Raw genomic sequence first — 25760 nt, forward strand, 5'->3', positions numbered from 1 at the left:
CTGCCATCTCCTGCACCTCGATCAGGGAGCCAGGATATTGGTGAACGCCGTCTTCAGTGCCGGTTCAAAGGCGGCGAACACGACAACGAGTGCCGCGGCAATGAGACCGCCGAGAACCGCATATTCCACCGCCGTGATGCCCGCATCGTCGCGACCGATACGCTTCAGAGTCTTCGTAACCAACGTCCGCAACATTTATTCCTCCTAGACCATGCCGGGGTTGAAATATCCCCGCCGACGTCCCGGAACCGCCGGCGGTATCCTGTTACTGCACGAGCACTGGCACCCCGCAGCGAACACCGGTGACCCAGACATCCATCGTCCCCAATTGGAGGCCGAGAGCCTTGAGTACCCCGTCAACCAATGGGTCCAGCGCGCCGAGCACGCTCGCGAGAATGCCGAGAAGACTGGTCCGCTGCTGTCCGTTGCCCCAGCAGACGAGACCGAGAAGCCCGCCGCAATTCCCCTGCTTGAGGTCGATCACGATGAGGTTCAGCAAGAGTTTGGCATGCAGATCGAGCCCGTTGTAGAGGCTCTGCCCGAGGCCGCCGAGCAACCCTGTGCTGACCGCGCGAGCCCGTTGCCCTTCACCCGAGGTCGGACCGATGATGCCCTCGTTCGTCGGGGGCTCATGCTTGGTGACCTCTCCGGAGAGCGGCTGATAGAAGGTCAGCGGCTGAGCGGCGGGCTGCCCTTGGGAAGGGATTTGAATCTTGGCCTTTCCGGTCAGCGAAACGAGTTGCAGGAGCCCCAGCACGCTCAGATCGATGATATTGGCGTCGGAGACGGTCGGTGCCTGCGAGAAGTTCGTCATCGCATTGCTGTTGACCTCGCCGATATAAATGGCAGCCACCCCGGGGATGGCATTCACCGTCACGGTCGCGTCCTTCGCAGGCTCCAAGCCACAATCGATCCGGGCCAATGTCGCCTCGCCGGGGGCGACCTCGATATAGAGCGGAAGCCGGACGCCATTGCCCAGAAGTCCCGTGTCGAGCAGCTTGAGCAGCAATTGGATCCGTATCTGCGCCGTGTGCACCTGGACGCCGACCGGCCCGAAGCTGAAGAAGGGTTTCTGCGGCGGTTCGATCGCTGTCGCGACGAGGGAGATGCTGGCCACCGGCCCCAGATTCAGACCCAGCTGCGGTATGGCGACCGCGTTGCGTCCGTTGGCGAGTTGGGCCGCAAAGCTGACGAGCTGGAATAGATTCAAGTCCGCCTGCAAAGCCGTCGGCGATGTCGTGCCGCCGACCGGCTGGTTCTTCCAGACGCCGAGATCGAGCAGGTTGCCCAGATGGATATCCGGATTTCCGACGATCGCCGCTTTCAGCGAGAGCAGCCCGCCGAGCGCCTGTGCCGCAATGGCCGTGAGGTTGGGCTGTCGATCCAGCACGTCGATCGTCGCGTCCAGAACGTCGCCGATCTGCGCCCGGCTCTGCAACACCTGGTCGTAGGTGAGCGCCGAGAGATTGACATGGGTCGCCAGGGCATCGAGGAAGCTCAGTGCATCGATGTCCGTGTTGACCAGCCCGTCATATTGCACGGCCGAAAGGTTGATAGTGGTGCCGAGCAGACTGCCGAGCAGCGCATTGGCAATACCACCATTGAGGTTGACGAGGCCCGTCCCCGCCTGGAAAGCGGCCTCGTCGATCCGTGCGGCCGTGGCAGAAACGCTCGTCCGGTACGGCCCGCCATCGGGCAGAAGGGCGCGGGAAAGGCCAAGCGGTGCTTCTGTCTGGGTCGAGATCCGGACGGCATTCGGGGCCGTCGCGACATAGCCGGCGTTGGGGCACGTGACGACACCCGTGAAATAGCGCGCATCCGGCGCCAGACTGGCGTTGTCGCAATAGGTGCCTGTCGAGACGGTCGGCGGCGTGTCTGCGCCGAACCCATTGCGCGACAGAAGATCCGCAGCAATCACCTGAGCCTGCGATGGCTTATAGGCGGCAGCGAGAGCCGCCGCATCCGTGGCCGATTGCAGGTCCCGTCTCTTGGAGTACCAGAGGCCGACATCGGTCGCCATCGCCGCCGTGCCCAACAGAAGCGTCATGATCAGCGCGGTATAAACCGAGAGAGCGCCCCTTTCGTGGGACAGACCCGCCCGGTTGCGGCGAGGTTTCATCGTGATTGCCCGTAACCCGAAGAATTGCCGCTGCCGAACTGGCTGGGCTCGCCAAAGCCCGAGCCGTTGGGGCCGTTGGCCGGTGACTTGCCGATCTGCCGAATGTAATTCTGGTAGATGGCGCCCGCCTCGAGGCCGTCGAGACCGCCCTGCCCGGCCGTCCGCGGGCGCCGTTGCTCCTGCTGCCGGATAACCTCTGCCGCCCGGCTGTTGCCCGGCCACTCGGCCGCTGATGTCTGGGGCGTCAGAAGCGGGCGCGCCGGCACCAGCACCTGCTGCGCCGCGGCAGCAGCGGGCGACAGAGCCAGAAGAGCGGTACACAGCAGCGGCAGGCAGATGCGCATCATGGCTGGGTCTCCGAAGCTTGGGCCAAACGCCGGGGTGGGGTCGTGGCAGCGGTGCCGGCGGTGGCCGGCCCCCGCATCTGGCTGCGGGCGGTCTTCACCATCTGCTCCACCGCCCGGCGCTCCTGGACGGTGGCGATCCGGCCGAGCATGGCCTTTGCCGCATCGCCCTGGCCGGCGACATCGAGGCACAGGATCAGGTTGTTGCGGACCATGGCGTTGTCGGGCGCCAGTTCGGTGGCCTGGCGCAAGGTGAACAGCGCCTCGTCATAAGAGGCGATGCGCATTTCGGCGAAGCCGAGATCGTTCAGGTACTTGACGTTGATCGGCTCGCGCCGGACCGCCTCGTGGAACTGCGCCCGGGCCTTGGCCCAATCGCCACGCCCCGCAGCGACGCGGCCGAGACCGTCATAGGCCGCCGCCGCTTGGTCGCCGTCCACCAGTTGCCGGTAGATCGCCTCGGCCCGGGCATAGTCCTGGATGTCGAGGAAAGAATCGGCGCGCAGGGTCTGGGACCGGACGTCGCCTGGATGTCGGTTGTCGTAGTCGTCGAGGTAGGCGAGTGCAGCCCGCGACTTGCCGCCCTGGCGCAGTTTGTCGACGATGCCGAGATAGAGATCGCGGGAATTGTCGGCATCAAGCGCTGCCGCCTGCGGCATCTGATCGGCCGGGGACGGATCGTGCCGCGGCGCCCCGTCGCCGCCGAACAGGCCGGAGCAGGCAGACAGCCAGGGCAAAAGGATCAGGGCGAAAAAACGCATGCGGATTGGCATGGCTCATCCCGTCCTTGTCAGATTGGCCATCAGCGACACCACGGCTGGCCCGCAAAGCACGATGAACAAAGCGGGCATCAAAAAAACAATCATCACGACAGTCATCTTGGCTGTTTTCCGGCCAATGCTTTCGCGTGCCCTCGAAACCCGCTTTTCAGAAAATTCCTTCACAAACTCTCGTAGAGCGGCGCCCAATTCCGTTCCGTGCGTCAGCGTCTGCTTGAACATAGCAGCGAGTTCACGGATCCCGGCGACACCCAGCCGCTCCGCCCACCGATCCAGCGCCTGATCGTAGGGCATGCCGCGTTGGATATCTTCGACCATCACCGCAACAGCCTGTCTCGATATCGGTGCCGCCTCGTCCAAGGATTGAGCCATGGACCGAAAACACTGGTCGAGGCTGATGCCGCTTTCGAGCATCAAGAGCAGGAGATCGAGTAGAAAAGGCAGTTCCGCGCCCACCCGTCGCTGGCGTACCGAAGCGCGCCATTGCAAAACGAACTTGGCCAGCAGATAGACGACGGCCCCCCCCACCAGCGGATAGAACCGCGCCAGCCCTGCCCATCGGCCGGTCAACCACAGCACGAGGCCAGTTCCGGCCGCGACAGCGATCACCGCCGCCAAGCGGAGAGCAGCGAAGATCAGGACCGCCTGGGGATCATAGTAGCCGGCCGCCCGCAGATACCGCGCGATCTCTTCACGATCCTTGCTGCCAGCGACAAAGATGCGTTCGAACGGGCGAAGCCAGCCGAGCGATACACCTCCTGTACTCACGCCTCCTGTACCGTTGTCGCGCGCACGTTCGCCCAGGCCGGTCAGGCGCCGGTTGAGCCGTGTCTCGTGCCGAATGCCGCGCAACCCCAGGCCAATGAAGATGACGCTGGACGCCGCGATAAAAACGAAGACCACGAATTCGAAGGGCGGCAGCGGCATGACCTAGAACTCCAACCGCATGATACGGCTCATCACCAGGAGGCCGGCCGCCTGCAGACCGAGTGCAATAAGCGCCAGCCGATGCCCTTGCGCGGTCTCGATGAAGAACATGATATAGCTGGGCTTGGTGATGCCGATCATGACGGCCGCGGCAAAGGGCATGAGCCCAAGCACAATTGCGCTGAACCGAATCTCGGCCGTCGCCGACCTGAGTTCACGCCCGACCCTGGCGCCATCGCGCAGGATCTGAACAAGGTTGGCAAGGACCGTTGACATCCGGCCGCCAAACCGGAAATTGGTCTCGACAGCCGCGGCCAGCATATAGAGTTCCGGCACCTTCAGGCGATCGGCCAACCAACGAATACTTTCCGGGATCGGCGCGCCATTGTTGATGCGCCGAATGAGCGGATTCAAATAGCGCTGCATTTCCGGCCCGGAATTCTCTGCGGTTGTCAGCAAAGCCTGCTGCATGGAGTTGCCGATGGTCAGCAGTTGGCGCAACGCATCCAGAAAGAACGGCAGCCCGTTGATAAAGGCGGCGAGGCGCCGCGCCGCCAGCAACCGCAAACCGAAGATCCCGCCACCCAGCACGATCGCCGCGATCACGCAGCCTACGATCGGGCCAGCCAGCAGGGTCAATATGGAGGCGACAGCCAGAAGCGCGCAGCCGGCAGCAAGCACTATCTGCGGGCGCAACGCAATGTCGGCCCTGGCCAGCCAAAGCTCAAGGAACTGGGGGCCACCCCGCTCGCTCGCCACGAAGCGGTTACGTGAAAGACTGACGGGCGAGGGGGTGCTCAGCCCCTGCAATTCTTCCAGCCGATCCTGCATCTGCTGATTTCGACGCCGTTGCCCGCCGCTCGCCAGAAATCCGATGCCGGCCAGAAAGAACAGCGAAGCAACCCCGAGAAGAAGAAATCCCGACCCGTTCATGGCGCTGGCCTCGACGCAGTCCGCAACTCCGACATGCCAACCAGCCGGTGCGCGAAATGGGGGCGTGCGGACAGGGTTCTGAATTCACCCAGGCCGCTCATCGGCGGCTGCTCTTCAAAGGAAAAAAGCTGGTTCAGACTATATTGTTCGCCTTCGAGGCCGGTCAGCTCCGACACCGTCGTAACCCGCCGCTTGCCGCTGGCCATGCGATTGACCTGGACCATGATGTGAATGCTGTTGGCGATGTAGCGCCGGATCGTCTTCGGATCGCCGGTCAGCCCGCCGAAGCCGAGCAGCATTTCCAGCCGTCCGAAGGCGTCGCGGCTGGAATTGGCATGCATCGTCGCCATCGACCCGTCATGGCCGGTGCTCATCGCCTGCAGCATCTCGACCGCCTCGGCGCCGCGCACCTCGCCCAGGATGATGCGGTCGGGCCGCATCCGCAGCGCGTTGCGCACCAGGTCGCGGGCGGTCACCTCGCGGCTGCCGTCGAGATTGGGCGGCCGCGTCTCAAGCCGCACCACATGGCTCTGCCGCAGCTGCAGTTCCGCCGCATCCTCGATGGTGATCAGCCGTTCCCTCTCATCGATATTGGCGCTCAGCATGTTCAACAGCGTGGTCTTGCCCGAGCCCGTGCCGCCGCAGATCAGGATGTTGAGGCGCGAGCGCACCGCGGCGGCAAGGAAGCTCATCATCTCCGGGCTCATCGAACCGAGCCGGACATAGTCCTGCGCCGTCAGGCCCTGGATCCGGAACTTCCGGATCGACACCATCGGCCCATCCAGCGCGATCGGTGGGATGACGATGTTGACGCGCGATCCGTCCGGCAGCCGGGCGTCGACATAGGGCGTCGCCTCGTCGACTCGGCGACCGATCGGACTGACGATGCGCTGGATGATGTTCATCAGATGCGCGGTGTCGCGGAACCGGGCCGGCACCGGCGACATCTGGCCGGCACGCTCGACATAGATCCTGAACGGCCCGTTGACGATCACGTCATCGATCGTCGGGTCCTTGAGCAGCGGCTCGAGCGGGCCGAGCCCGATGACCTCGTTCTGCACCTCGGCGGCAAGCAGCGCGCGCTCGGCGGCGTTCAGCGCCAGCCCCTCCTTGGCGGCGAAGCGGGTGATCGCCTGCTCGATGCCGTCGCGGATCATCGGCCGGCTGGCCGCCTCGGAGGTGATGCCGAGCGCCTCGAGCTGCTCCAGCACCAGGTTGAAGATGGCGAATTTGGTGCGCTGATAGCCGTCGGTGGTGCGCAGCTCCGCCGCCGCCTGTTCGGGGTCCGCCCCGCCCCTCACACCGACGCCGTTGATCAGCCCTGCCATCGTCGCGCCTCCCTCACGACGTCCGCAGCCGGCCGAACAGGCCGCTGCCGCGTGGCGTCGGCCGGGCCACCGGGGCTAGTGTCGGGGCCCCCTCGGCCGCCAGCTTCTCCAGCGCTCGGGAGTAGGCGGCGCGCGGTTGCTCCAACACCAGCGGGCGCCCGGCGTTGAGCGCGTTGATCAGCTCGACCCGTGCAGCCGGCAGGCGCACCGAGCGGCGTAGCCCGAGCGCCTCTCGCATCTGCTCCTCGGTCAGCGTGATCCCCGGCGCGTGGTCCTCGACCACCAGGGTGATGCGGTCGAGCACCTGGGCGCTCGGGCCGATCTGCACCAGCAGGTCGCGGCAGGCCTTGACCGCGGTGAACCGCTGCGGCGCCACCAGGTAGATCCGGCCGGCGGCGCGGACGAATTCGGTCAGCAGGCCGGGATGGCGGATGCCGCCGACATTCAGGATCACCTCGCCGAACAACGCCCGCAGCACCAGCAGCATCGAGGCGATCGCGTCGGGGGCGATGTCGTGCACCTCCTCGCCGGCCACCGCCAAAGGCAGGATGTGCAGTCCCGACGGCGCATGCCGGCCGAGTGCCGAGGACAGGAGCGTGCGGTCCAGCCGCGGCAGGTCCTGGACCGCATCACGGATGGTGTAGTTGAGCGGCACGTTGAGCGCGGCGCCGGCCTCGCTCGACGGCAACGCCCCATCGATCAGCAGCCCGCCCCCTGCCGCCTTCGCGCGCAGCACCGCGAGGTTGACCGCGAACAGGCCTTCGCCGCCGGGCTGGCCGCTCATCACCAGAGTGAGGGCGCCGCTGCCGATCGCGTCGCCGCGCGGCGCGCCGGTGAGATGCCGGCCGAGCTGCTCGCTGAGCGCTTCGCCCTGGGCCCTGCGGTCGATCACGTCGGCCGCCCCGGCGCGGATCGCCCGCAGCACCGACCGGGCATCGCCCTCGTCGCCGAGGACGATGATCGGCGCATCCGGATCGGCGGCGGTCAGCGCCCGCATCGCCTCGGCCAGCCCGGTGCCGAACCCATCGACCGGGTCGGCGTCGAGCAGGACCAGATCCAGCTTCACCTTGCCGCACAGTTCGAGCAGCGGTCCCGTGTCCGGGGTCGAGCGGATCACCGCTGCGACGCCTTCCAGCGCGGCGATCAGTCCGGCGGCGAGATTGGTGTCCGAGGTGGCGACGGTGATCCGGAACATTGCTGCCTACCGCATGAGCCCATAGGGTGCGAGATGGTCCTGCACCTGGTCGACATTCAGGATCATGTCGCCGATGGTCGGGTTGAGCTTGCGCGTATCCACCCCCGGCAGCGGCGGGACCTGGTTCGGCGCCAGCGGGGTGACCAGCCGCGGCGTGGCGACGATGATCAGTTCCTGCCGCTCCTGCTGGTTGTTGGTTGACTTGAACAGCGCGCCGATGATCGGGATGTCGCCCAGCCAGGGGAACTTGCTCTCGTTGACCGCGCTGTTGCTGTAAATGAGGCCGGCGAGGACGAAGCTCTGACCGCTGCCGAGTTCGACCGTGGTCGAGGTCGAGCGGCGGCGGAAGGCCGGCACGTTGAACCCCTGGATCTGAAGTGCATTGGCGTAGTCGAGCTCGCTGACCTCGGGCGAGACCTTGAGTACGATGCGCTTGTCCGACAGCACCACCGGCGCGATGTCCAGTTTGACGCCGTACTGGTGGTACTCGATGGTGATGGTGCCGTTGTCGTTGCCGCCCTGCGGCACCGGGATCGGCACCTCGCCACCCGCCAGGAACTCGGCGTGCTCGCCGGAGCGGACCAGCAGCGTCGGCTGGGCCAGCAACTGGGTTAGCCCGGCCTGGGACAGCGCGCTGAGGATGCCGAGAATACCATTGCGGCGATCGCCAAGGAACAGATTGAAGGCGTTCGCCAGCGGAACCGTCGAGGTGACTTTGGAAACGGTGTTGCTGAACTCGTAGCTCTGCAGGGTGTTCGGCCCGACCAGCGCGCCTTGGAAATCGGTGCCGCCGAGTGCCGAGAAGCTGAAGCCGAGGGCCCGCAATGTGGTCGCCGACACCGCCGCGAACTGGATGTCGACCGCGACCATCTGGTTGCCGGTGACCTTCATCAGGTCGACCACCTTGCCGTCGCCATAGGCGTTGGCGATGCTCGTCGCCCGCGCATGGGCATCGAGGTCCGGCACCGAACCGGACAGCACCACGGTGTCGCCGTCGCGATTCACCCGCACGCCCTGCAGCCCGGGCTGTCCGCGGATCTGCCGCGCCGGGTCGCCGCGGTTGGGGATGGTCGGCAGCGCGACCGCCGGAGCGCCGCCGACGGTGACGTCGTAGGAAATGCCCTGGTCCGACCGGCTGGTGAAGATGGCGAGCGTGGTCTGGCCCGACTGCAGGCCCGTGATCTGCAACTGGTCCTGGTTCAGCGCGGTCGCATCGATGATGCCGCCCTGGCCGACGACGATGCGGGTGATCGGCGCGGGAAGGTCGATCACCCGCTGGGCGCCGACGCCGAGCCGCAGTTCCTCCGCCCCCGCCGCGCCGGAGACGAGGACGAACACCGCGATGCAGAGCATGCGGACCACAAATCTCATCGCGGCTCTCCGGACCGGGGGTAGATCATCTGGCTGCGGTCGCCGACGATCAGCTCGATCGCCTTCCGCTGCGGCGGCTCGACCGCGGCTGGCGGCGGGGCCGGGCCACGGATGTCCGACAGCTTCGCGGTGTTGTCGGTGATCAGCTGCAGATCGTCCGGCCGGCGCAGAGCCAGATAGAAGGAGCCGAGGCTGCGGGCCAGGGCGAACTGGGCGATCTGGTCGGGCGTCATCGCCAGGCTGATTGTCCGCGACGGGTCGGGCCGACGGCCGCCGCCATTCTGGTCGGCCGGGGCCATCGCCGGATCGCCGAGGGTGGTGCCGACGGTGAGGACCAGCACATCCTGCAGCACGGTGCGCGCTTCGCTCAGATCCCCGCCGCCCTGGCGCTGCAGCCCGCCCTGCTTGTTCAGGGCGGTGTCGGGCAGCACCAGCTGGATGTCGACCTTGTCGCCCGGCCGGACGAATTCGCTGACCGCGATCTCGTCATTGGTCAGAATGCTGATCGCGCGAAGCCCCGGCGGGACCAGCGCGGCAAGCCCGGCCCTGGCCGGATCGGCAGAAACCACGGAATCGAGCAGCAGCTGCTGGGCCGGAATGTCCACCGTCGCGATCTTGCCGACCACGTCGCCGATCGCCGTCCTGGCACCCGCCGGCACCCCCCCTGCGATCGAGATGGAGCTCACATCCTCGCGGGCGATCACCTGCCCCCGGGCGATGAAGCGCGCCGCGGTCATCACCCCGAACACTTTGATGTCGGCCGGAGCGGGCTGAACGACCGGTGCCGGCGTCGACGCCTGGGTCGACTCCACCGGCGCGTAGTTCTTGTAGACGCCATAAGCGATCAGCGAGATCGCCCCCAGACCCCCAAGGACCAGATAGGCTCGCGTCAGGACATTCGCATTCATCGGTCGGGGGCTTCAATGGGCATGTCGAAACCAATCAGCCTCGACGGGCGAGGCAAGCAATTTTTGAACCGGACGGCTAGCGTTTCGCTTCGCTCGAATATTCATGCATGGGCCGCACTCCTTAAAAGGTCAGATAAACTAACATTAATACCCCTTTATGTAGCACAAGCATGCCAATTCCACAAGTGTTTATTATGTAACACAAGAACCCGATCGTGTTCTTACTAGACGTCCCAAGCAAAGAAACCTGCATAAAATGATATGCACAGTTAGAAGATTTTGACCTTTGTGGAGTTAATTCCTAGACACTGACCTGGGGTTGCAGATTACATCGAAATATACCTAATATTTATTTATGTCCATTTTTCTGATGACCGCGTCAACACGAAAGTTTGGGCCAAGGCGCCGTAGGCACGACCAAAGGTTGTAAAGCTGACACACATGGAGCATTGACGAATCCTTGGATTCGCGATGCGGCCTTCCCTGCGCCTCCTTGGGTCTGCCAACATTCCGATCATCGGCGCCCTGACGATCCCGTTGTCCGGCCCACTCCTGGAAGGTCTCCAGCCGGCGGCCGCAGGGTTCGATTGTCGTTGCCAAATCACCCCGCGCCACTAACCTGAAAACGGTTGCATCGGGCACCAGAACCCGGGCACACGACCACAGGAGGGAACCATGTCCGGGAGACACCTGACCTCGCTCGCCGCCCTGTTCGTCCTCGGGCTGGCGGCCACGCCGGCCACAGCGGGCGTCGACGTCACCTTCGCCTGCGGATCGACCGGCATCCAGTCCAGATTGTGCGACGAGGCAGCTAAGGCCTGGTCGGCGAAGACCGGCAACACCGTCAAGATCGTCGCGGCTCCGCAATCGACCTCGGAACAGCTGGCGCTCTACCAGCAGTTCCTGACCGGGAAGTCCGGCGACATCGACGTGTTCCAGGTCGACGTCATCTGGCCCGGCATCCTGGGCAGCCATTTCGTCGACCTGAAGCAGTATGTCGACCAGGCCACCATCGACCAGTACTTTCCAGGCATCGTCCAGGGGCTGACCCGCGACGGCCACCTCCTGGCCCTGCCGTGGTACACCGATGCCGGGTTGCTCTATTACCGCCAGGACCTGTTCGACAAATACCAGATCAAGGTGCCCGCGACATGGGAGGAGATGACCGCGGCCGCCAAGACCATCCAGGAGGGCGAGCGCAAGGCGGGCAACGACCGCTTCTTCGGCTTCGTGTTCCAGGGGCGGGCCTATGAGGGGCTGACCTGCGACGCGCTGGAATGGATCGTCAGCTTCGGCGGCGGCACCATCGTCGATGCGGACGGCAAGATCACCGTCAACAACCCGCAGGCGGCCAAGGCGCTGGACCTCGCCGCCTCCTGGATCGGCACCATCGCGCCCGACGGCGTGCTGAACTACACGGAGGAGGATGCGCGCGGCGTGTTCCAGTCCGGCAACGCCGCCTTCATGCGCAACTGGCCCTATGCCGCCAGTCTCGCCGAGGCGACCGACAGCCCGGTCAAAGGCAAGGTGGGATATGCCCCGCTGCCCAAGGGCGATGGCGACGGCGCCCGGCACGCGGCGACGCTGGGCGGCTGGCAGATCGCGGTGTCGAAATATTCCGCCCACCCCAAGGAAGCGGCGGAATTCGCGATGTATCTGACCAGCCGAGAGGAACAGAAGCGCCGCGCCATGGAGGGCGGCTATCAGCCGACCATCCCGGCACTCTACGAAGACCAGGAACTCCTGGCGAAGCGGCCTTTCTTCAAGATCACGCGCCAAATCCTCGACGGCACCGCCGCCCGCCCCTCGGCGGTGACCGGGGAACGCTACAGCGAGGTCTCGACCCTGTTCTGGAATGCGGTGCACGCCACCCTGTCCAAGAACGGCGACGCTGCGACCAACCTGGCGCAGCTGGAGAAGGACCTGAACCGGCTGAGCCGCGGCGGCCGCTGGTGAGCATCACGCAATAGCAGACGGGCAAAGGAAGACGGAATGTCGGTCAAGGTCATCCAGGTCGGCCTCGGCGGCTGGGGCACCAACTGGGCCCACACCATCCTGCCGCAGGTGAAGGCGGTCGACGTCGTCGGCTTCGTCGACGCCAGTCCGGAGGTGCTGAAGCGGGCGCAGGAGACGCTCGGCCTCTCGGAGGCCAAGTGCTTCCCCAGCCTCGACACGGCGATCGCCGCGGTCGAGGCCGAGGGCGTGCTGGCAGTGCTGCCGACCGCCGGCCACAAGAGCGTCAGCGAGATGGCGCTGAAGGCCGGCAAGCACGTGCTGGTCGAGAAGCCCTTCACCTCGACGCTGGAAGAGGCCCAGGCGCTGATCGCGCTGGCGAAGCAGGCCGGCCGGGTGCTGATGGTCAGCCAGAACTACCGCTACCAGGCGGCGGTGCGGACGGTGGCCGACCTGGTGCGGAAGCGCACCTATGGCAGGGCACTCTCGGCGCTGATCGACTTCCGCCAGAACTGGAAGGTGACCGGGCACCGCTACCACGACATCCCCGGCCCGCTGCTGCTGGACATGGCGATCCACCATTTCGACCTGATGCGGATGATCTTCGGCGAGAATGTGCAGCGCGTCGCCTGCCGCAGCTGGAACACGCCGGACAGCCCGTTCAAGGACCATGCCGCCGCCCATGCGCTGCTGGCGCTCGAGAGCGGCATGATGGTGTCCTACAACGGCTCCTGGGTCTCCCGCGGCACGCCGACCACCTGGACCGGCGAATGGGCGATCGAATGCGAGGAGGCCGAACTGCTGTGGCAGGCGCGCGGCGTCGGCGGCGCGATCGCCGACAAGGTGGTGCTGCGCCGGCCCGACGGCACCACCGAGGACCTGCCGATGACCCCCGTCGAGCTGATCGACCGGGCCGGCACGCTGAACGCCTTCGCCCAGGCTGTGCGCGGCAAGCCGCCGCGCTACTTCACCTCGGGCGAGGACAACATCCAGTCCCTCGCCACCAGCTTCGCCAGCATGCGGTCGGGCGCTCAGGACGGCACGTGGGTGCAGCTGTCCGACATCCTGCCCTGAGAGGCCGGCCGCTGACCGCCCAACTCCGGAGACATCTGACATGGCCCTTCCCCGCCTGCTGGTCTGGAACGAATACCGGCACGAGTTGCAGAACCCCGACGTCTCCGCCGTCTATCCCGACGGCATCCATGAGGCGATCGCCGCCCCCCTGCGCCAGCGCGGCTTCCCGGTGTCGACCGCGACCTTGGACCAGCCCGAGCACGGGCTGACCGACGAGGTGCTGAACGGCGCCGACGTGCTGCTGTGGTGGGGCCACAAGGCGCATGAGGATGTGTCGGACGCGGTGGTCGAGCGGGTGCGCCGCCACGTCATGGGCGGCCTCGGCCTGATCGTGCTGCATTCCGCCCACTACTCGAAGATCTTCCGCCGGCTGATGGGCACCAGCTGCAGCGTCAACTGGCGGGTCCACGGCACCCAGGGCGAGAACGAGCGGATCTGGGTCACCGCCCCGGCGCATCCGATCGCCGCCGGCCTCGACCGCTGCATCGAGATCCCGCAGGAGGAGATGTATGGGGAGTTCTTCGACGTGCCGGAGCCGGACGAGCTGATCTTCGTCAGCTGGTTCAAGGGCGGCGAGGTGTTCCGCAGCGGCCTGACCTACCGCCGCGGCTACGGTCGGGTGTTCTACTTCCGGCCGGGCCACGAGACCTTCCCCAGCTACCACCACGCCGAGGTCCAGAAGGTCATCGCCAACGCCGCCGCCTGGGCCGCCCAGCCCGGCGTCCGCCGCACCCCGCCGGACAATGCTCGGCGGGAGCCGCTGGAGAAGATGGGGTAGGTCCGCCACTCTTCCTCCTCGGCCCGGAGCCCAAACCCTGAAATGAAGCGGGCGGACCGATCGGCCCGCCCGCTGGCATTTTCAGCTGAAACCAGGATCAGAACGGGATCTCGTCGTCGAGATCGTCCGCCATCGGGGCACGGCCACCGCCGCCACCCGACGAACCGCCGCCGGACGGGCCGCCGAAGCCGCCGCCCGAGGATCGGCCGCCGCCGGAAGCGCCGCCGCCGAAGCCCCCGCCGCCACCGCTCGCGCCGCCTTCATCCTCGAAGCCGCCGCCCCCACCGCCGCCTTCGCCGCGGCCGTCGAGCATGGTCAGCTCGCCCCGGAACGGACGCAGCACCACCTCGGTGGTGTAGCGCTCGGCGCCGCTCTGGTCGGCGTATTTGCGGGTCTCCAGCTGCCCCTCGATATAGATCTTCGATCCCTTCTTCAGGAACCGCTCGACCACCCCGACCAGCGCGTCGTTGAACACCACGACGCGGTGCCACTCGGTGCGCTCCTTGCGCTCACCGGTGGTGCGGTCCTTCCAGTTCTCCGACGTCGCAACCGAGAGATTCGCGACCCGCCCGCCGTTCTGGAAGGACCGGATCTCCGGATCGCGGCCGAGATTGCCGACCAGAATGACCTTGTTGACGCTGCCAGCCATGACCCAGACCTCGTAAGACTCAATCAGGGGCGGACCCTAGAGCCGGATGACCCGAATTGGAATTGCAAAGCGATTCCGTTCCGGGTCGAGGCCACGCCCACACGCGAGAACAAAAGAGGATCATCCACCCGGGCGGCCCGGTTTGCAACCGCCATCTCGGACCCGGCGGGCCCGAGAGACCGGTCTCAGGTGAAGGCGTCGGGCATGCTGTCCTTCTTGCGGCGCATGAAATCCTGCAGCGCCTCGTCGATCGCGGGGTCGATCGCCGGCGCCTCGTACTCCTCCAGCATGCGCTTCCAGATGGTGTTGGCGCGCTGGGAGGCGTCCTGCCGGCCCTCGGCTTCCCACTGCTCGTAGGAATTGTTGTCGGCAATGGTCGAACGGTAGAAGGCGTTCTCGAAATTGCGCTGGGTGTGGTCGCAGCCGAGATAGTGGCTGCCCGGGCCGACCTGGCGGATCGCGTCCATCGCCTGGCCGTTCTCGCTGAGGTCGATGCCCTCGGCCATCACCTGCATCATGCCGAGCTGGTCGGTGTCGAGGATGAACTTCTCGTAGGAGCTGACCAGCCCGCCCTCGAGCCAGCCGGCGGCGTGCAGCACGAAGTTGACGCCGCCCAGCATGGTCGGCAGCAGGGTCTGGGCGCTTTCGAACGCGGCCTGCGCGTCCGGCGCCTTCGAGCCGCACAGCGACCCGCCGGAGCGGAACGGCACGCCGAGGCGGCGTGCCAGGGCGGCGGCGCCATACAGCACCAAAGCCGGCTCCGGCGTGCCGAAGGTCGGCGCGCCCGACTGCATCGAGATCGAGCTGGCGAAGGAGCCGAACACCACCGGCGCACCGGGTCGGCACAGCTGCGCCGTGGCCATGCCGGCCAGGCTTTCGGCCAGGGTCTGGGTCAGCACGCCGGCACTGGTCACCGGCGCCATGGCGCCGGCCAGGATGAACGGGGTGACGATCACCGCCTGGTTGGCGCGGGCATAGGTCTTGAGGGCACCGAGCATGGTGCCGTCCCACACCATCGGCGAATTGGCGTTGATCAGGCTGATCAGCACGCAGTTCTTGTCGACGAACTCCTCACCGAACACCAGCCGCGCCATGGCGACCGTGTCCTCCGCCCGCTCCGGCGCCGTCACCGACCCCATGAAGGGTTTGTCGGAGTATTTGATGTGGGAATAGACCATGTCGAGATGCCGCTTGTTCACCGGCAGGTCAACCGGCTCGCACACGGTGCCGCCGGAGTGGTGCATCACCGGCGTCATGTAGGCGAGCTTCACGAAGTTGCGGAAATCCTCGATCCGGGCGTAGCGGCGGCCTTCGTCGAGGGTGCGGATGAAGGGCGGGCCGTAGACCGGGGCGAAGACGGTGTTGTTGCCGCCGATCTGGACCGTCCTCTCCGGGTTGCGCGCGTATTGAGTGAATTCGCGCGGCGCGGTGGCCTGGATCAGTTGCCGGCACAGTCCGCGCGGGAAGCGGATGCGAGTGCCCTTGACGTCGGCCCCGGCCGCCTTCCACAGCTCCAGCGTCTCCTCATCGTCGCGGAACTCGAGGCCGATCTCCTCCAGCACCGTGTCGGCGTTGTGCTCGATGATCTCGAGCCCGTCGGTCTTCAGCACCTCGTAGAGCGGGATCTTGCGCGAGATGTATTTCAGCTGCTGCAGGCCGCCGCCGCGGCGCAGGGCACGCCGGGCCTCGGCCCCGCCCCGGCCGCGGCGCCCGGACCGGCCACCCTCCGGGGCGTCTCCGGCTGCGGCATCATCCGGCGGAGTCACGGCAGAATCGGTCATGGCGTTATCCTTCTCCCAGGCTTCCGATGCTACGCCGCGAGGCCGTGCCGGCCATCGTGCCTGCGACCAGCCTTCGCCCGCCCACGACACTGCACGCGACACCATCGCATGTCACACGCATCGCCTTGAACCCGGGCGTCGGCCAGGCTACCTGGAAGGGGCCATGACCTTCGACCTGCCCCCCATCGTCTCGCCCTGCACCGGCGTCTGCACGCTCGAGGCCGAGACCGGCCTGTGCGCCGGCTGCCTGCGCACGGCGGAGGAGATCGCGATGTGGCGCGACACCGACAACACCCAGCGCCTGGCCATCCTGCAGCGCCTGAAGGAACGTCGCCGCGCCCGCGGCCGCACTAGCGCAGCGGACAGCCGGCCACGGCGCCGACAGCCCCAATCCGTCTAGGGAGAACCCCATGCAGACCCGCCGTTTCGGCAAGACCGGCTGGACCGTTTCCGCCATCGGCTTCGGCGCTTGGCAGATCGGCGGATCCTGGGGCGACGTCGGCGAGACCGACGCCCTGGCCGCGCTGAACGCCGCGATCGATGCCGGCGTCACCCTGATCGACACCGCCGACGTCTATGGCGACGGCCGCAGCGAGAAGATCATCGCCCGGCTGCGACGCGAGCGGCCGGAGATCAAGGACCGAGTCAAGGTGCTGACCAAGGCCGGCCGTCGCCTCAACCCGCATGTCACCGAGGGCTACACCATCGAGGCGATCGAGGCCTTCATCGACCGGTCCCGCGCCAACCTGGAGATGGAGACGCTGGACCTGGTGCAGCTGCACTGCCCGCCGCCCGAGGTCTACTACACCCCCGCCCTGTTCGAAGGGCTGGACGGGCTGGTCCGCGCCGGCAAGATCCGCCATTACGGCGTGTCGGTGCAGAAGGTCGAGGAGGGGATCAAGGCGATCGGCTATCCCGGTGTCGCGTCGGTCCAGATCATCTTCAACATCCTGCGGCAGCGCCCGGCGGAGCTGTTCTTCGGCCTGGCCAAGGCGGCTGACATCGCCATCCTGGCCCGGGTGCCGCTGGCCAGCGGCCTGCTGACCGGCAAGATCAGCCGCGACACCCATTTCGCCGCAAACGACCACCGCCAGTTCAACCGGCACGGCGAGGCCTTCGACGTCGGCGAGACCTTCTCCGGCGTGCCGCTCGAGGTCGGGCTGCAGGCGGTGGAGGAGCTGCGCCGCATCCTGCCGCAGGGCGTGCCGATGGCCCAGGCGGCGCTGCGCTGGATCCTGATGCACGACGCCGTCTCCGCCGCCATCCCAGGCGCCCGCAACCCGGAGCAGGCGCGCGGCAACGCCGCCGCCGCCGACCTGCCGGCGTTCAGCCCGGCGCAGATGGAGGCGATCCGCGACCTCTACGACCGCCTGATCGCGCCGCATGTCCACCACCGCTGGTAGCCGCCCATGACCACCCTCACCGTCGCCGCCACCCAGACCTTCTGCACCTGGAACGAGGCCGAGACCCTGGACCGGGTCGAGGCCCTGGTGCGCCAGGCCGCCGGCCGCGGCGCCCAGATCGTGCTGCCGCAGGAGCTGTTCGCCGCCCCGTACTTCTGCCGCGACGAGCTGCAGTCGCACTTCGCCCTGGCCAAGCCGATCGACGGCCACCCGGTGGTCGAGCGCTTCCGCGCGCTGGCGGCGGAGCTGCAGGTGGCGATGCCGGTGAGCGTGTTCGAGCGCGCCCACAACGCCTATTACAACTCGATCGCCATGGTCGACGCCGATGGCAGCGTGCTGGGCGTCTATCGCAAGTCGCACATCCCGGACGGGCCGGGATACGAGGAGAAGTTCTACTTCAACCCCGGTGACACCGGCTTCCGGGTGTGGAAGACCCGCTACGGCGCGGTCGGCTGCGGCATCTGCTGGGACCAGTGGTATCCGGAGGCCGCGCGCTGCATGGCGCTGATGGGCGCCGACGTGCTGCTGTACCCGACCGCGATCGGCAGCGAGCCGCAGGACGGCGCGCTGGACAGCCAGCCGCACTGGACCCGGGTGATGCAGGGCCATGCCGGGGCCAACCTGATCCCGTTGGTGGCGTCGAACCGCATCGGCACCGAGCAGGGCGAGCGCTTCGCCCAGACCTTCTACGGCTCGTCCTTCATCGCCGACCAGACCGGCGCGCTGGTGGCCCAGGCCGGGCGCGACGCCGAGGAGGTTCTGGTGGCGCGCTTCGACCTCGACGCCATCCGGGCGCAGCGCGCCAGCTGGGGCCTGTTCCGCGACCGCCGGCCGGAGCTGTATGGCGCGGTCCTGACCTATGACGGGGTCACGCGCCCTTCCTGAACTGTCCGAACCGAGTGGGTCGGGTTCGCTTCGGGCGAGCCCAACCCCTTTGTCTGGCGGGCGCTGTTGGGTTCGCGTGCCGCGAACCGAACCTACAATGATGTTCGGCGGCATCGTCATGTCGCCATGAGAACATAACAGGAACATGCGAGTCAATCAGAACCGCGCCGCCTCGCTCACTCGGCTGCGGCCGGACTCGGCCTTCCGTCGGTGGCGATCTCGGCCAGCAGCCAGTCGCGGAAGGCGGCGATCTTCGGCACGTCGCGGCGGCTCTCGAGATAGACGAGGTAGTACGAGCCTTCCTCGCGGATGCTGAACGGGAAGGGCCGGATCAGCTCCCCCGAGGCGAGCTCGTCGAGGAAGAAGGTCGGGTTGACCAGCGCCACACCCTGCCCGGCCTGCGCCGCGCGCCCCAGCATCTGCTGGTTCTCGAGCCGCATGCCGCCGTCGGACACGCCGTACGGCACGACCACGCCAGCGACGGCGAACCAGCGCTGCCAGTAGCCGTCGCCGCTGTCCCAGAACAGCGGCAGGCGCAGCAGGTCGCGCGGGTCCTCGATGCCGCCGGCCCGGTCGCGCAGCGCCGGGCTGCATAGGGCGGTGTACTCGATCGGCATCAGCGGATGGGCGGTCAGGCCGGGCCAGACGCCCATGCCGTGGCGGATACCGATGTCGTGGTCGCCACGGGTGAAGTCGATCAGATTCGTCTTGGTGTCGAGCCGCACGGCGATGTCGGGATGGGCCAGCTGAAACCGGCCGAGCCGCGGCACCAGCCAGTTGGTGGCGAAGGTGTGGATCGAGGTGATCGAGAGCAGCCCGCCGGTGTCGTCGCGCGCCGCGGCGAAGGCGCCGGCCAGCCGGGCCAGGGCCTCGGTCACCGCCGGCGCCAGCCTCTCCCCGGTTTCGGTCAGCGCCACCTTCCGGGTGAGGCGGAGGAACAGCGGCGCGCCGACCCGGTCCTCCAGCATGCGGATCTGGTAGCTCACCGCCGCCTGGGTCATGCCCAGCTCGGCCGCCGCCTTGGTGAAGCTGAGATGCCGCGCCGCCGCTTCGAACACGCGGATGGCCGGCAGCGGCGGCAGGCGCGAGGCTGATGCTTCATCCATTAAGACAGCTTATCCGTTGCTTATCGAGAACGCGTTGGTCGAACGCCCGACGAACGCCGATATTCCTCTCGTACGGAGCCCATCGCAACGCACGGCCCGGTGAACCCATCAACAGAGCTGATGCGTTCGGGGCCGCCAGGAGACCGACATGACCAGCATCGTCCAGCGGGCGCCCGTGCGCCCGATCCCCCGGCTTCGCCCTCGGCGCGGCCTGCTCTCCCTCCTCCGCGCCGCCGCGCAGCGGATGCTGCGCCCGGCCGCCGGCCGGGTGCTCGACCCGAACGCCCTGTCCGACCAGCTGCGCCGGGACATGGGGTTCGACCGCAGCTAGCCGGCCCGCATCGCCATCGCTGCCGCCGCCTCGGCCAGCAGCCAGTCGCGGAACAGCGCGATCTTCGGGACCTCGCGGCGGGCCTCGAGATGGACGATGTAGAAGCCGCCCTCCTCGCGCAGCAGCGTCGGGAAGGGCTGCACCAGCTGGCCCGAGGCCAGCTCCTCGGCGAAGAACAGCGGGTTGAGCAGCGCCACGCCCTGCCCCGCCTTGACCACCTGGCCCATCATCTGCTGGGTGTCGAGCCTGAGCCCGTCATCGGCGACCGAGGCCGGCACCGCCACGCCGGCCGCGGCGAACCAGCGCTGCCAGGCATCGGCATCGTCCCACAGCAGCGGCTGGCCCAGCAGGTCGCGCGGCTGGGCGAAGCCGCCGGCGCGGTCGCGCAGCGCCGGGCTGCACATCGGCGTGTATTCGACCGGCAGCAGCCAGTGCGCCGCCAGCCCCGGCCACACGCCGCGGCCGTAGCGGATGCCGAGGTCGTAGTCGCCGCGGGTGAAGTCGACATTGCCCTGGCCGGTGTCGACCCGCACCATGGTGCGGGGATGGGCCGACTGGAACCGGCCGAGCCGCGGCACCAGCCAGTTCGAGGCCAGGGTCATCACGGTGGTGACCGAGAGCATGCCCCCGGCGGCATCGTCGCGCAGTGCGGCGAAGGCCCCGGCCATGCGCGACAGCGCATCGGTCAGCGCCGGCGCCAGCCGCGCCCCGGCCTCGGTCAGCGCCACCTTGCGGGTGAGGCGGAGGAACAGCGGCGTGCCGACCCGGTCCTCCAGCAGGCGGATCTGGTAGCTGACCGCCGCCTGGGTCATGCCCAGCTCCGCCGCCGCGCGGGTGAAGCTGAGGTGGCGGGCCGCGGCCTCGAACACCCGCACCGCGGCGAGCGGCGGCAGCTGGAAGCCTGGCTGGGTGTTCATCGGGTGCGGCCGCCCCTGCCCTCCTCAGTCCAGCGTCTGCAGGCACTCCCGCAGGGTCTCGACGATGCGGTCGATCTCGCCCTTCTCGATGATGAAGGGCGGCGACAGGGCGACGATGTCGCCGGTGGTGCGGATGCCCACCCCCTTCTCGAAGCACTTGATGAACAGGTCGTAGGCCCGCGCCGTCGGCTTGCCCGCGATCGGCTCCAGCTCAACCGCGCCGATCAGGCCGAGGTTGCGGATGTCGATGACGTGGCGCGCGCCCTTCAGGCTGTGCAGCGCCTGCTCCCAGTACGGCGCCAGGTCGGCCACGCGCTGGAACAGCCCCTCCTCGCGGTAGACGTCGAGGGTCGCCAGGCCCGCGGCCATGGCCAGCGGATGCGCCGAGTAGGTGTAGCCGTGGAACAGCTCGATCATGTGCTCCGGGCCGGTCATGAACGCGTCGTAGATGTGCTTGCGCACGCCGACCGCGCCGGCCGGGACCGCGGCGTTGGTCAGGCCCTTGGCCATCGTCACCATGTCGGGCTGCACGCCGAAATAGTCCGCGCCGAAAGCGGTGCCGAGGCGGCCGAAGCCGGTGATGACCTCGTCGAAGATCAAGAGGATGCCGTGCTTGTCGCAGATCTGCCGCAGCCGCTGCAGGTAGCCCTGCGGCGGCATCAGCACGCCGGTGGAGCCGGCCACCGGCTCGACGATCACGGCGGCGATGGTCGACGCGTCGTGCAGCGTCACCAGCCGCTCGAGGTCGTCGGCCAGTTCGGCGCCGTGCTGCGGCAGGCCGCGGCTGTAGGCGTTGCGGCCGAGGTCATGGGTGTGGCGCAGGTGGTCGACCCCGGTCAGCAGGGTGCCGAACGCCTTGCGGTTGGCGACGATGCCGCCGACCGAGACGCCGCCGAAGCCGGTGCCGTGATAGCCACGCTCGCGCCCGATCAGCCGGGTGCGGGTGCCCTGGCCGATCTGGCGCTGGTAGGCCAGGGCGATCTTCAGCGCGGTGTCGACCGCCTCGGACCCGCCGCCGGAGGCGAAGAACACATGGTCGAGGTCGCCCGGCAGCATCTGGGCGACGCGCGAGGCCAGCTCGAACGCCTTGGGATGGCCCATCTGGAAGGACGGGGCGTAGTCCATCTCCGCCGCCTGGTCCTGGATCGCCTGGACGATGCGCGGGTTGCAGTGGCCGGCATTGACGCACCACAGCCCGGCGGTGCCGTCCAGCACCTGGCGGCCGTCGACCGTGGTGTAGTACATGCCCTTGGCCCCGACATAGAGCCGCGGCGCCTGCTTGAACGACCGGTTCGCGGTGTAGGGCATCCAGAAGGATTCGAGGTTGTTCGGGGCGCGGGTGTCCGCGCGCGGCTGCAGGTCGTTCATGGCGGAAGCCTCCGGTCGAAGATTTGCCCGGGAGCGTAAGAGTGTTCGGATTGCTCGACAAGCGCCCGCCGGCGGAGAAAGATGGCAAAAGCCTGCCTTTACGGCCTCCTGCTTCTGGCGTTCGGAATGTCGAACAGCAAAACAGTCCCCACATCCCATCCCGAAGCCCCGGAGAGCCCGGACCCGGATGGCATCGACATCGGCGGCCGGCTGCGCCGCCTGCGCGAGGCCCGGGGCTTGAGCCAGCGCGAGCTGGCGCGCCGCGCCGGGGTCTCCAACGCCACGGTCTCGCTGATCGAGCAGAACCGCGCCAGCCCCTCGATCGGCTCCTTGAAGAAGGTGCTGGACGGGCTGCCGCTGAGCCTGGCGGAGTTCTTCGCCCTGGCCGAGGCGCCGTCCGACCCGGTGTTCTTCGCGGCGGCGGAGCTGACCGAGATCGCCGGCAGGACCGCCGGGCCGCATGGTGCCAAGGCTGGGGGCGCGGGGGGCGCCCCGGGGGCCGCGTCGGCCATCTCCTACCGCCAGGTCGGGCGCGACCTGTCGGGCCGGGCGCTGCAGATCCTGCATGAGCGGCTGGGCCCCGGCGCCGACACCGGCCCGACGCCGCTGAGCCATGCCGGCGAGGAGGGCGGCGTGGTGATCCGCGGCCGGGTGGAGCTGACGGTGGGCCCGCGCCGCCGCATCCTCGGCCCCGGCGACGCCTATTACTTCGAGAGCCGGGCGCCGCACCGCTTCCGCGTGGTCGGCGACGAGCCCGCCGAGATCGTGTCGAGCTGCACGCCCCCGAGCTTTTAGAGGCCGCGCCTGCGATGAGGACCGCGCGCCCGCAGGGCGCGCCCGTACGTCGCCTCTCCCGCTCGCGGGAGAGGTCGGAAATCCCCTTGGATTTCCGGGTGAGGGCTCTTTCCCACCGCCGGTGCCGCCCCTCACCCGGAGGCGCAAGCGCCTCCGACCTCTCCCGTAAACGGGAGAGGCAACACGATCCGGATTGTCACGAACGGAGCCCATCCCCGGCGCTCAACTGCTGTCCGGCGCCGGCAGTCTGGACGGCGGGCAGCCATCCCCGGATTCCTCCGGCGGCTCGCTCCAGCCATCCTCGGGGCCAGCGGCGACGGCCGCCGCATCGGCCAGGCCGGCCTCGCCACCGGCGCCATCCTCCCCGCCCTGCGGCGGCCATGCCGGCTCCGGCGGGCGGCCGATCCKGCGGCAGACCTCGCGCACGAACTCCTCGGGCGACAGGGTGTCGAGCTGYACGTCCAGGATCTCGTCCTCGACCAGCTTCTCCCACACCGCCGACCGGGTGTGYTCGACGCTCCAGCCCTCCCCGGGCGCCGCGGCCAGCCGGGTCGCGGCCTCGGCGGCCTGCTCCCGGCGCCGGCGGCGGCGCTCCTGCTCGCCCGAGCCCTCCCGCTCGCCCYTGCGCATCAGGTACTCGGTGCGGATCCGCTCGGTCATGGCGATCGACAGCCGCAGCGACCGCGACAGCCGCGACTGCATCAGCGCGAAATCCGGCGTCTGCGGCCCCGCCAGGGTGACCGATTGCTGCTGCGCGGTCATCCGCTTGGCCCGCAGATCGATCTCGGCCGCCTCGCGCAGGATGTGCAGCGCCCATCCCGTCCAGCGCAGGTCGGGATCGCTCGGCGGGGCCGGCTCGGGGGCGGAGGGCGCCTTGTCCATGAACATATAGAGAACATGGATGGCGAGTTAACGCTAGCACGATATCGTGCGGGCGCAGCCCGCCCGTAGCCACTCCTGACGCCACACGCGACAGGAATAGCGCTCCTCACTGATTGGCCCGAAGGCCCGGGCGAGGAAAGGTGCTAACGTATCGCGTAGCAAAGCCCTTGTGCCCGATTGAATGATCACCTTTGTCACGCTACTGAAATCGCCAAGCAGAAACAGCTAGCTTTGCCAAGTGCTCTTGGCGCCGCTCGATAGCTGAACGATCCCATAGGTCGACATCAGCCACCATGCGAGTAGTTAGCAAGCTACTTTCTCCAAATACTTTCCGCTTATCGGAAAACGATTTCCGACCCAAATCCTTATTTACTTGAGTCAACAAACATAGATTTCCTATTCTAAACACACTCTCTTCGACAGTATCCGGATCTTTAACAATTACATCCTTCCATTCATCTGCCGGATTTTTGGGCAGAATATGCTCTACAGTGAGAGATCCAGGCTGGAGTTCTTGAGCCATGATACCACGATCTAATCTAATCGCCTCAGCCTCTATCTTTCTTAGATAATATTGGGCCCTTGCATTATTTCTCTCCTGTTTAATCAAAAAATTCTGCCGAAACTCTTCGTCAGAGGGATATATGTCACGAAAATCCTGAAATACAGCCGTCGCCGAAGTAAGCTCTCCAGCAAAAATCTTTCGAGCAATGATAGATGCCGAAGATTCAAGCTTCCCCGTATTTCCTCCACCTATCAACTGATATCTAACAATGACAACCTCAAGCAATCTTAAGAGCCGCTCCATCTCTGAGACTGCAAGCTTGCTCAATGCCGCAAGCATTATGGGGTGCATTAGCTGCCCGCCGATAGCTCCCTGAGAACGGAGAACAGTTCGCACAGCCTCCGGATAGCGAGCCCATACCGGGTCATCAGCCGCATCGAGTGCAGCATAATGCTCGGAGGCACCAAGCATATCGAGCGACAAATCGATAGCACTTTGCGGCGTTGCATACTGCCGCTTAAAGGCATTAAAGAGATTCGTGGTCCGAATTCGCCCGTGTCTCGATGTCCAATACACCTTAAGAAAATTATCAGAACTAACATTAGCAAGAGTTGCCATCATTTGCGCCCATCGACTCTCAAGGTCGCGCACTTGAGTCTCAGACTTCGCGTCCGCGCTTCGGAACAAATGATTTTTTATTAAATCCAAAGGTGATAGATCCAGGCCGCGATCATTTAGGGTCTCGAAAATCGTAAATGCAGCGTCCTCACTTTCAACTATCAATCTTACCGCATGTGTTTGATCACGAATGTATAATACAAACTTAAAAAGATACTTTGCGGCTTCGGCAGGGCTTCCGTGAGAATTCGCCATTTTGCGAACACGCTCATGCGCATAGACTGCGGCCTCCAATAGCCTTCGATTGGGATCCTGCCGTTTCAGTCGATTTTTGACTTCTTCAATATCCTCAAGCGCAACCGATTTTAATATGTACTCGCTAAATGTCTGACTATTGGCTGCGTTCAGCGTTAGACGAGCTTGCAATTCCTTTTCACCGAGCTCGCTGCGACCAATAAACCATTCCTGTATTTTCGCAGCATCGTCAGCATGGTCACTATATTGCTGAAGCCAAGCGCGTATAGCCGACAAAACAATCACGACTGTTGCAAGGCGCTGCTGTCCATCAAGAACAGTGAGTATATTAGGGCGAGATCTTAAAAAAACCATCAACCCGAGAAAATATATGCCGCTCTCTTTTAAGATAGCATCTTCAATATCATCAAAAAGCTGCTCGATCTCCTCAACTCGCCAAGAGTAATCTCGTTGGTGGTTTGGCACAATAAACCGGCTATCCATCAGCATTTTACCGATTCCGACGGCCGGCGTTTCAGTAATTCCCCCGCTCATATTCTACTCCATCCATATATTT

General features: G+C 66.3%; 25 protein-coding genes. 8 read left to right on the forward strand and 17 right to left on the reverse strand.

Annotated features, from left to right (window positions below; genetic code table 11):
- Positions 1–21 precede the first annotated feature (21 nt).
- From AB4112_RS26340 to cpaB, 10 genes are all read right to left on the reverse strand, one after another.
- Positions 22–195 carry a Flp family type IVb pilin gene (locus tag AB4112_RS26340; RefSeq protein WP_309802179.1) on the reverse strand — a complete coding sequence of 58 codons (174 nt, stop codon included), beginning with the start codon at positions 193–195 and terminating at the stop codon, positions 22–24.
- Positions 196–265: 70 nt separating this feature from the next.
- Complete coding sequence (locus AB4112_RS26345) at positions 266–2119, reverse strand: pilus assembly protein TadG-related protein (protein WP_309802180.1); 1854 nt, start codon at positions 2117–2119, stop codon at positions 266–268.
- A complete protein-coding gene (locus AB4112_RS26350) occupies positions 2116–2466 on the reverse strand; it encodes a hypothetical protein (protein ID WP_309802181.1) in 351 nt (116 codons plus the stop codon). Before AB4112_RS26350 ends, AB4112_RS26345 begins: the two co-directional genes overlap by 4 nt.
- Positions 2463–3224: a tetratricopeptide repeat protein gene (locus tag AB4112_RS26355; protein WP_309802182.1), complete on the reverse strand. Its 762-nt coding sequence runs from the start codon at positions 3222–3224 to the stop codon at positions 2463–2465. The genes AB4112_RS26350 and AB4112_RS26355 overlap by 4 nt, the downstream gene beginning before the upstream one ends.
- Positions 3225–3239: 15 nt before the next feature.
- On the reverse strand, positions 3240–4169 hold the full coding sequence (locus tag AB4112_RS26360) for a type II secretion system F family protein (RefSeq protein WP_309802183.1): 930 nt from the start codon (positions 4167–4169) through the stop codon (positions 3240–3242).
- A 3-nt stretch (positions 4170–4172) separates the two neighbouring features.
- Complete coding sequence (locus AB4112_RS26365) at positions 4173–5102, reverse strand: type II secretion system F family protein (RefSeq protein WP_309802184.1); 930 nt, start codon at positions 5100–5102, stop codon at positions 4173–4175.
- A complete protein-coding gene (locus AB4112_RS26370; protein WP_309802185.1) occupies positions 5099–6430 on the reverse strand; it encodes a CpaF family protein in 1332 nt (443 codons plus the stop codon). The genes AB4112_RS26365 and AB4112_RS26370 overlap by 4 nt, the downstream gene beginning before the upstream one ends.
- Before the next feature lie 13 nt (positions 6431–6443).
- A complete protein-coding gene (locus AB4112_RS26375; protein ID WP_309802186.1) occupies positions 6444–7625 on the reverse strand; it encodes an AAA family ATPase in 1182 nt (393 codons plus the stop codon).
- A 6-nt stretch (positions 7626–7631) separates the two neighbouring features.
- The gene (locus tag AB4112_RS26380; protein WP_309802187.1) at positions 7632–8996 is read right to left on the reverse strand and encodes a type II and III secretion system protein family protein; all 1365 of its coding nucleotides are present in this window, start codon (positions 8994–8996) and stop codon (positions 7632–7634) included.
- Positions 8993–9904 (reverse strand): Flp pilus assembly protein CpaB, encoded by a 912-nt coding sequence (cpaB, locus tag AB4112_RS26385; protein ID WP_309802188.1) that lies wholly within the window; start codon positions 9902–9904, stop codon positions 8993–8995. Before cpaB ends, AB4112_RS26380 begins: the two co-directional genes overlap by 4 nt.
- 675 nt (positions 9905–10579) lie before the next feature.
- On the opposite strand from cpaB, the gene AB4112_RS26390 reads away from it, so the two are divergent.
- Genes AB4112_RS26390 through AB4112_RS26400 form a run of 3 tightly spaced genes read left to right on the forward strand, consistent with a single transcriptional unit; the run spans position 10580 to position 13709 of the window.
- Positions 10580–11860 carry an ABC transporter substrate-binding protein gene (locus AB4112_RS26390; RefSeq protein ID WP_441723944.1) on the forward strand — a complete coding sequence of 427 codons (1281 nt, stop codon included), beginning with the start codon at positions 10580–10582 and terminating at the stop codon, positions 11858–11860.
- Positions 11861–11896: 36 nt separating this feature from the next.
- A complete protein-coding gene (locus AB4112_RS26395; RefSeq protein ID WP_441723946.1) occupies positions 11897–12931 on the forward strand; it encodes a Gfo/Idh/MocA family protein in 1035 nt (344 codons plus the stop codon).
- Between the two features lie 40 nt (positions 12932–12971).
- A complete protein-coding gene (locus tag AB4112_RS26400) occupies positions 12972–13709 on the forward strand; it encodes a ThuA domain-containing protein (RefSeq protein ID WP_309802191.1) in 738 nt (245 codons plus the stop codon).
- A gap of 97 nt (positions 13710–13806) precedes the next feature.
- Here AB4112_RS26400 and ssb read toward each other — a convergent pair whose 3' ends face one another.
- On the reverse strand, positions 13807–14358 hold the full coding sequence (ssb, locus tag AB4112_RS26405; protein WP_309802193.1) for a single-stranded DNA-binding protein: 552 nt from the start codon (positions 14356–14358) through the stop codon (positions 13807–13809).
- A gap of 185 nt (positions 14359–14543) precedes the next feature.
- Positions 14544–16139 (reverse strand): trimethylamine methyltransferase family protein, encoded by a 1596-nt coding sequence (locus AB4112_RS26410; RefSeq protein ID WP_441723948.1) that lies wholly within the window; start codon positions 16137–16139, stop codon positions 14544–14546.
- 163 nt (positions 16140–16302) lie between these two features.
- Here AB4112_RS26410 and AB4112_RS26415 point away from each other — a divergent pair, with 163 nt between their 5' ends.
- The 3 genes from AB4112_RS26415 to aguB are packed head-to-tail and all read left to right on the forward strand — an operon-like array spanning position 16303 to position 18427.
- Positions 16303–16539, forward strand: coding sequence for a DUF1289 domain-containing protein (locus AB4112_RS26415; protein ID WP_441723950.1), 237 nt, complete (start codon positions 16303–16305; stop codon positions 16537–16539).
- Positions 16540–16549: 10 nt separating this feature from the next.
- On the forward strand, positions 16550–17542 hold the full coding sequence (locus AB4112_RS26420) for an aldo/keto reductase (protein ID WP_441723952.1): 993 nt from the start codon (positions 16550–16552) through the stop codon (positions 17540–17542).
- A gap of 6 nt (positions 17543–17548) precedes the next feature.
- The gene (aguB, locus tag AB4112_RS26425) at positions 17549–18427 is read left to right on the forward strand and encodes an N-carbamoylputrescine amidase (RefSeq protein ID WP_441723954.1); all 879 of its coding nucleotides are present in this window, start codon (positions 17549–17551) and stop codon (positions 18425–18427) included.
- Between the two features lie 176 nt (positions 18428–18603).
- On the opposite strand, the gene gcvA (AB4112_RS26430) is transcribed toward aguB, so the two are convergent.
- The gene (gene gcvA / locus AB4112_RS26430) at positions 18604–19533 is read right to left on the reverse strand and encodes a transcriptional regulator GcvA (protein WP_441723956.1); all 930 of its coding nucleotides are present in this window, start codon (positions 19531–19533) and stop codon (positions 18604–18606) included.
- 148 nt (positions 19534–19681) lie between these two features.
- Between gcvA (AB4112_RS26430) and AB4112_RS26435 the strand changes: the two genes are divergently transcribed.
- Entirely contained in the window at positions 19682–19864 is a 183-nt protein-coding gene (locus tag AB4112_RS26435) for a hypothetical protein (RefSeq protein WP_309802203.1), read from the forward strand.
- Here the strand turns inward: AB4112_RS26435 and gcvA (AB4112_RS26440) are convergent.
- The gene (gene gcvA / locus AB4112_RS26440; RefSeq protein ID WP_441723958.1) at positions 19861–20781 is read right to left on the reverse strand and encodes a transcriptional regulator GcvA; all 921 of its coding nucleotides are present in this window, start codon (positions 20779–20781) and stop codon (positions 19861–19863) included. The genes AB4112_RS26435 and gcvA (AB4112_RS26440) overlap by 4 nt on opposite strands.
- 24 nt (positions 20782–20805) lie before the next feature.
- Positions 20806–22149, reverse strand: coding sequence for an aspartate aminotransferase family protein (locus AB4112_RS26445; protein WP_441723960.1), 1344 nt, complete (start codon positions 22147–22149; stop codon positions 20806–20808).
- Between the two features lie 126 nt (positions 22150–22275).
- Here AB4112_RS26445 and AB4112_RS26450 point away from each other — a divergent pair, with 126 nt between their 5' ends.
- Entirely contained in the window at positions 22276–22944 is a 669-nt protein-coding gene (locus AB4112_RS26450; protein ID WP_441723962.1) for a cupin domain-containing protein, read from the forward strand.
- Positions 22945–23166: 222 nt separating this feature from the next.
- Here the strand turns inward: AB4112_RS26450 and AB4112_RS26455 are convergent, their stop codons facing one another.
- Both AB4112_RS26455 and AB4112_RS26460 read right to left on the reverse strand, forming a co-directional pair.
- Entirely contained in the window at positions 23167–23832 is a 666-nt protein-coding gene (locus AB4112_RS26455) for a hypothetical protein (RefSeq protein WP_441723964.1), read from the reverse strand.
- Between the two features lie 193 nt (positions 23833–24025).
- Positions 24026–25738 (reverse strand): DUF262 domain-containing protein, encoded by a 1713-nt coding sequence (locus AB4112_RS26460; RefSeq protein WP_441723966.1) that lies wholly within the window; start codon positions 25736–25738, stop codon positions 24026–24028.
- Positions 25739–25760: the final 22 nt, after the last annotated feature.

Origin of the sequence: Inquilinus sp. 2KB_23 (assembly GCF_052115705.1) — a bacterium.
In the GTDB taxonomy this organism is placed as follows: domain Bacteria; phylum Pseudomonadota; class Alphaproteobacteria; order DSM-16000; family Inquilinaceae; genus Inquilinus; species Inquilinus ginsengisoli_A.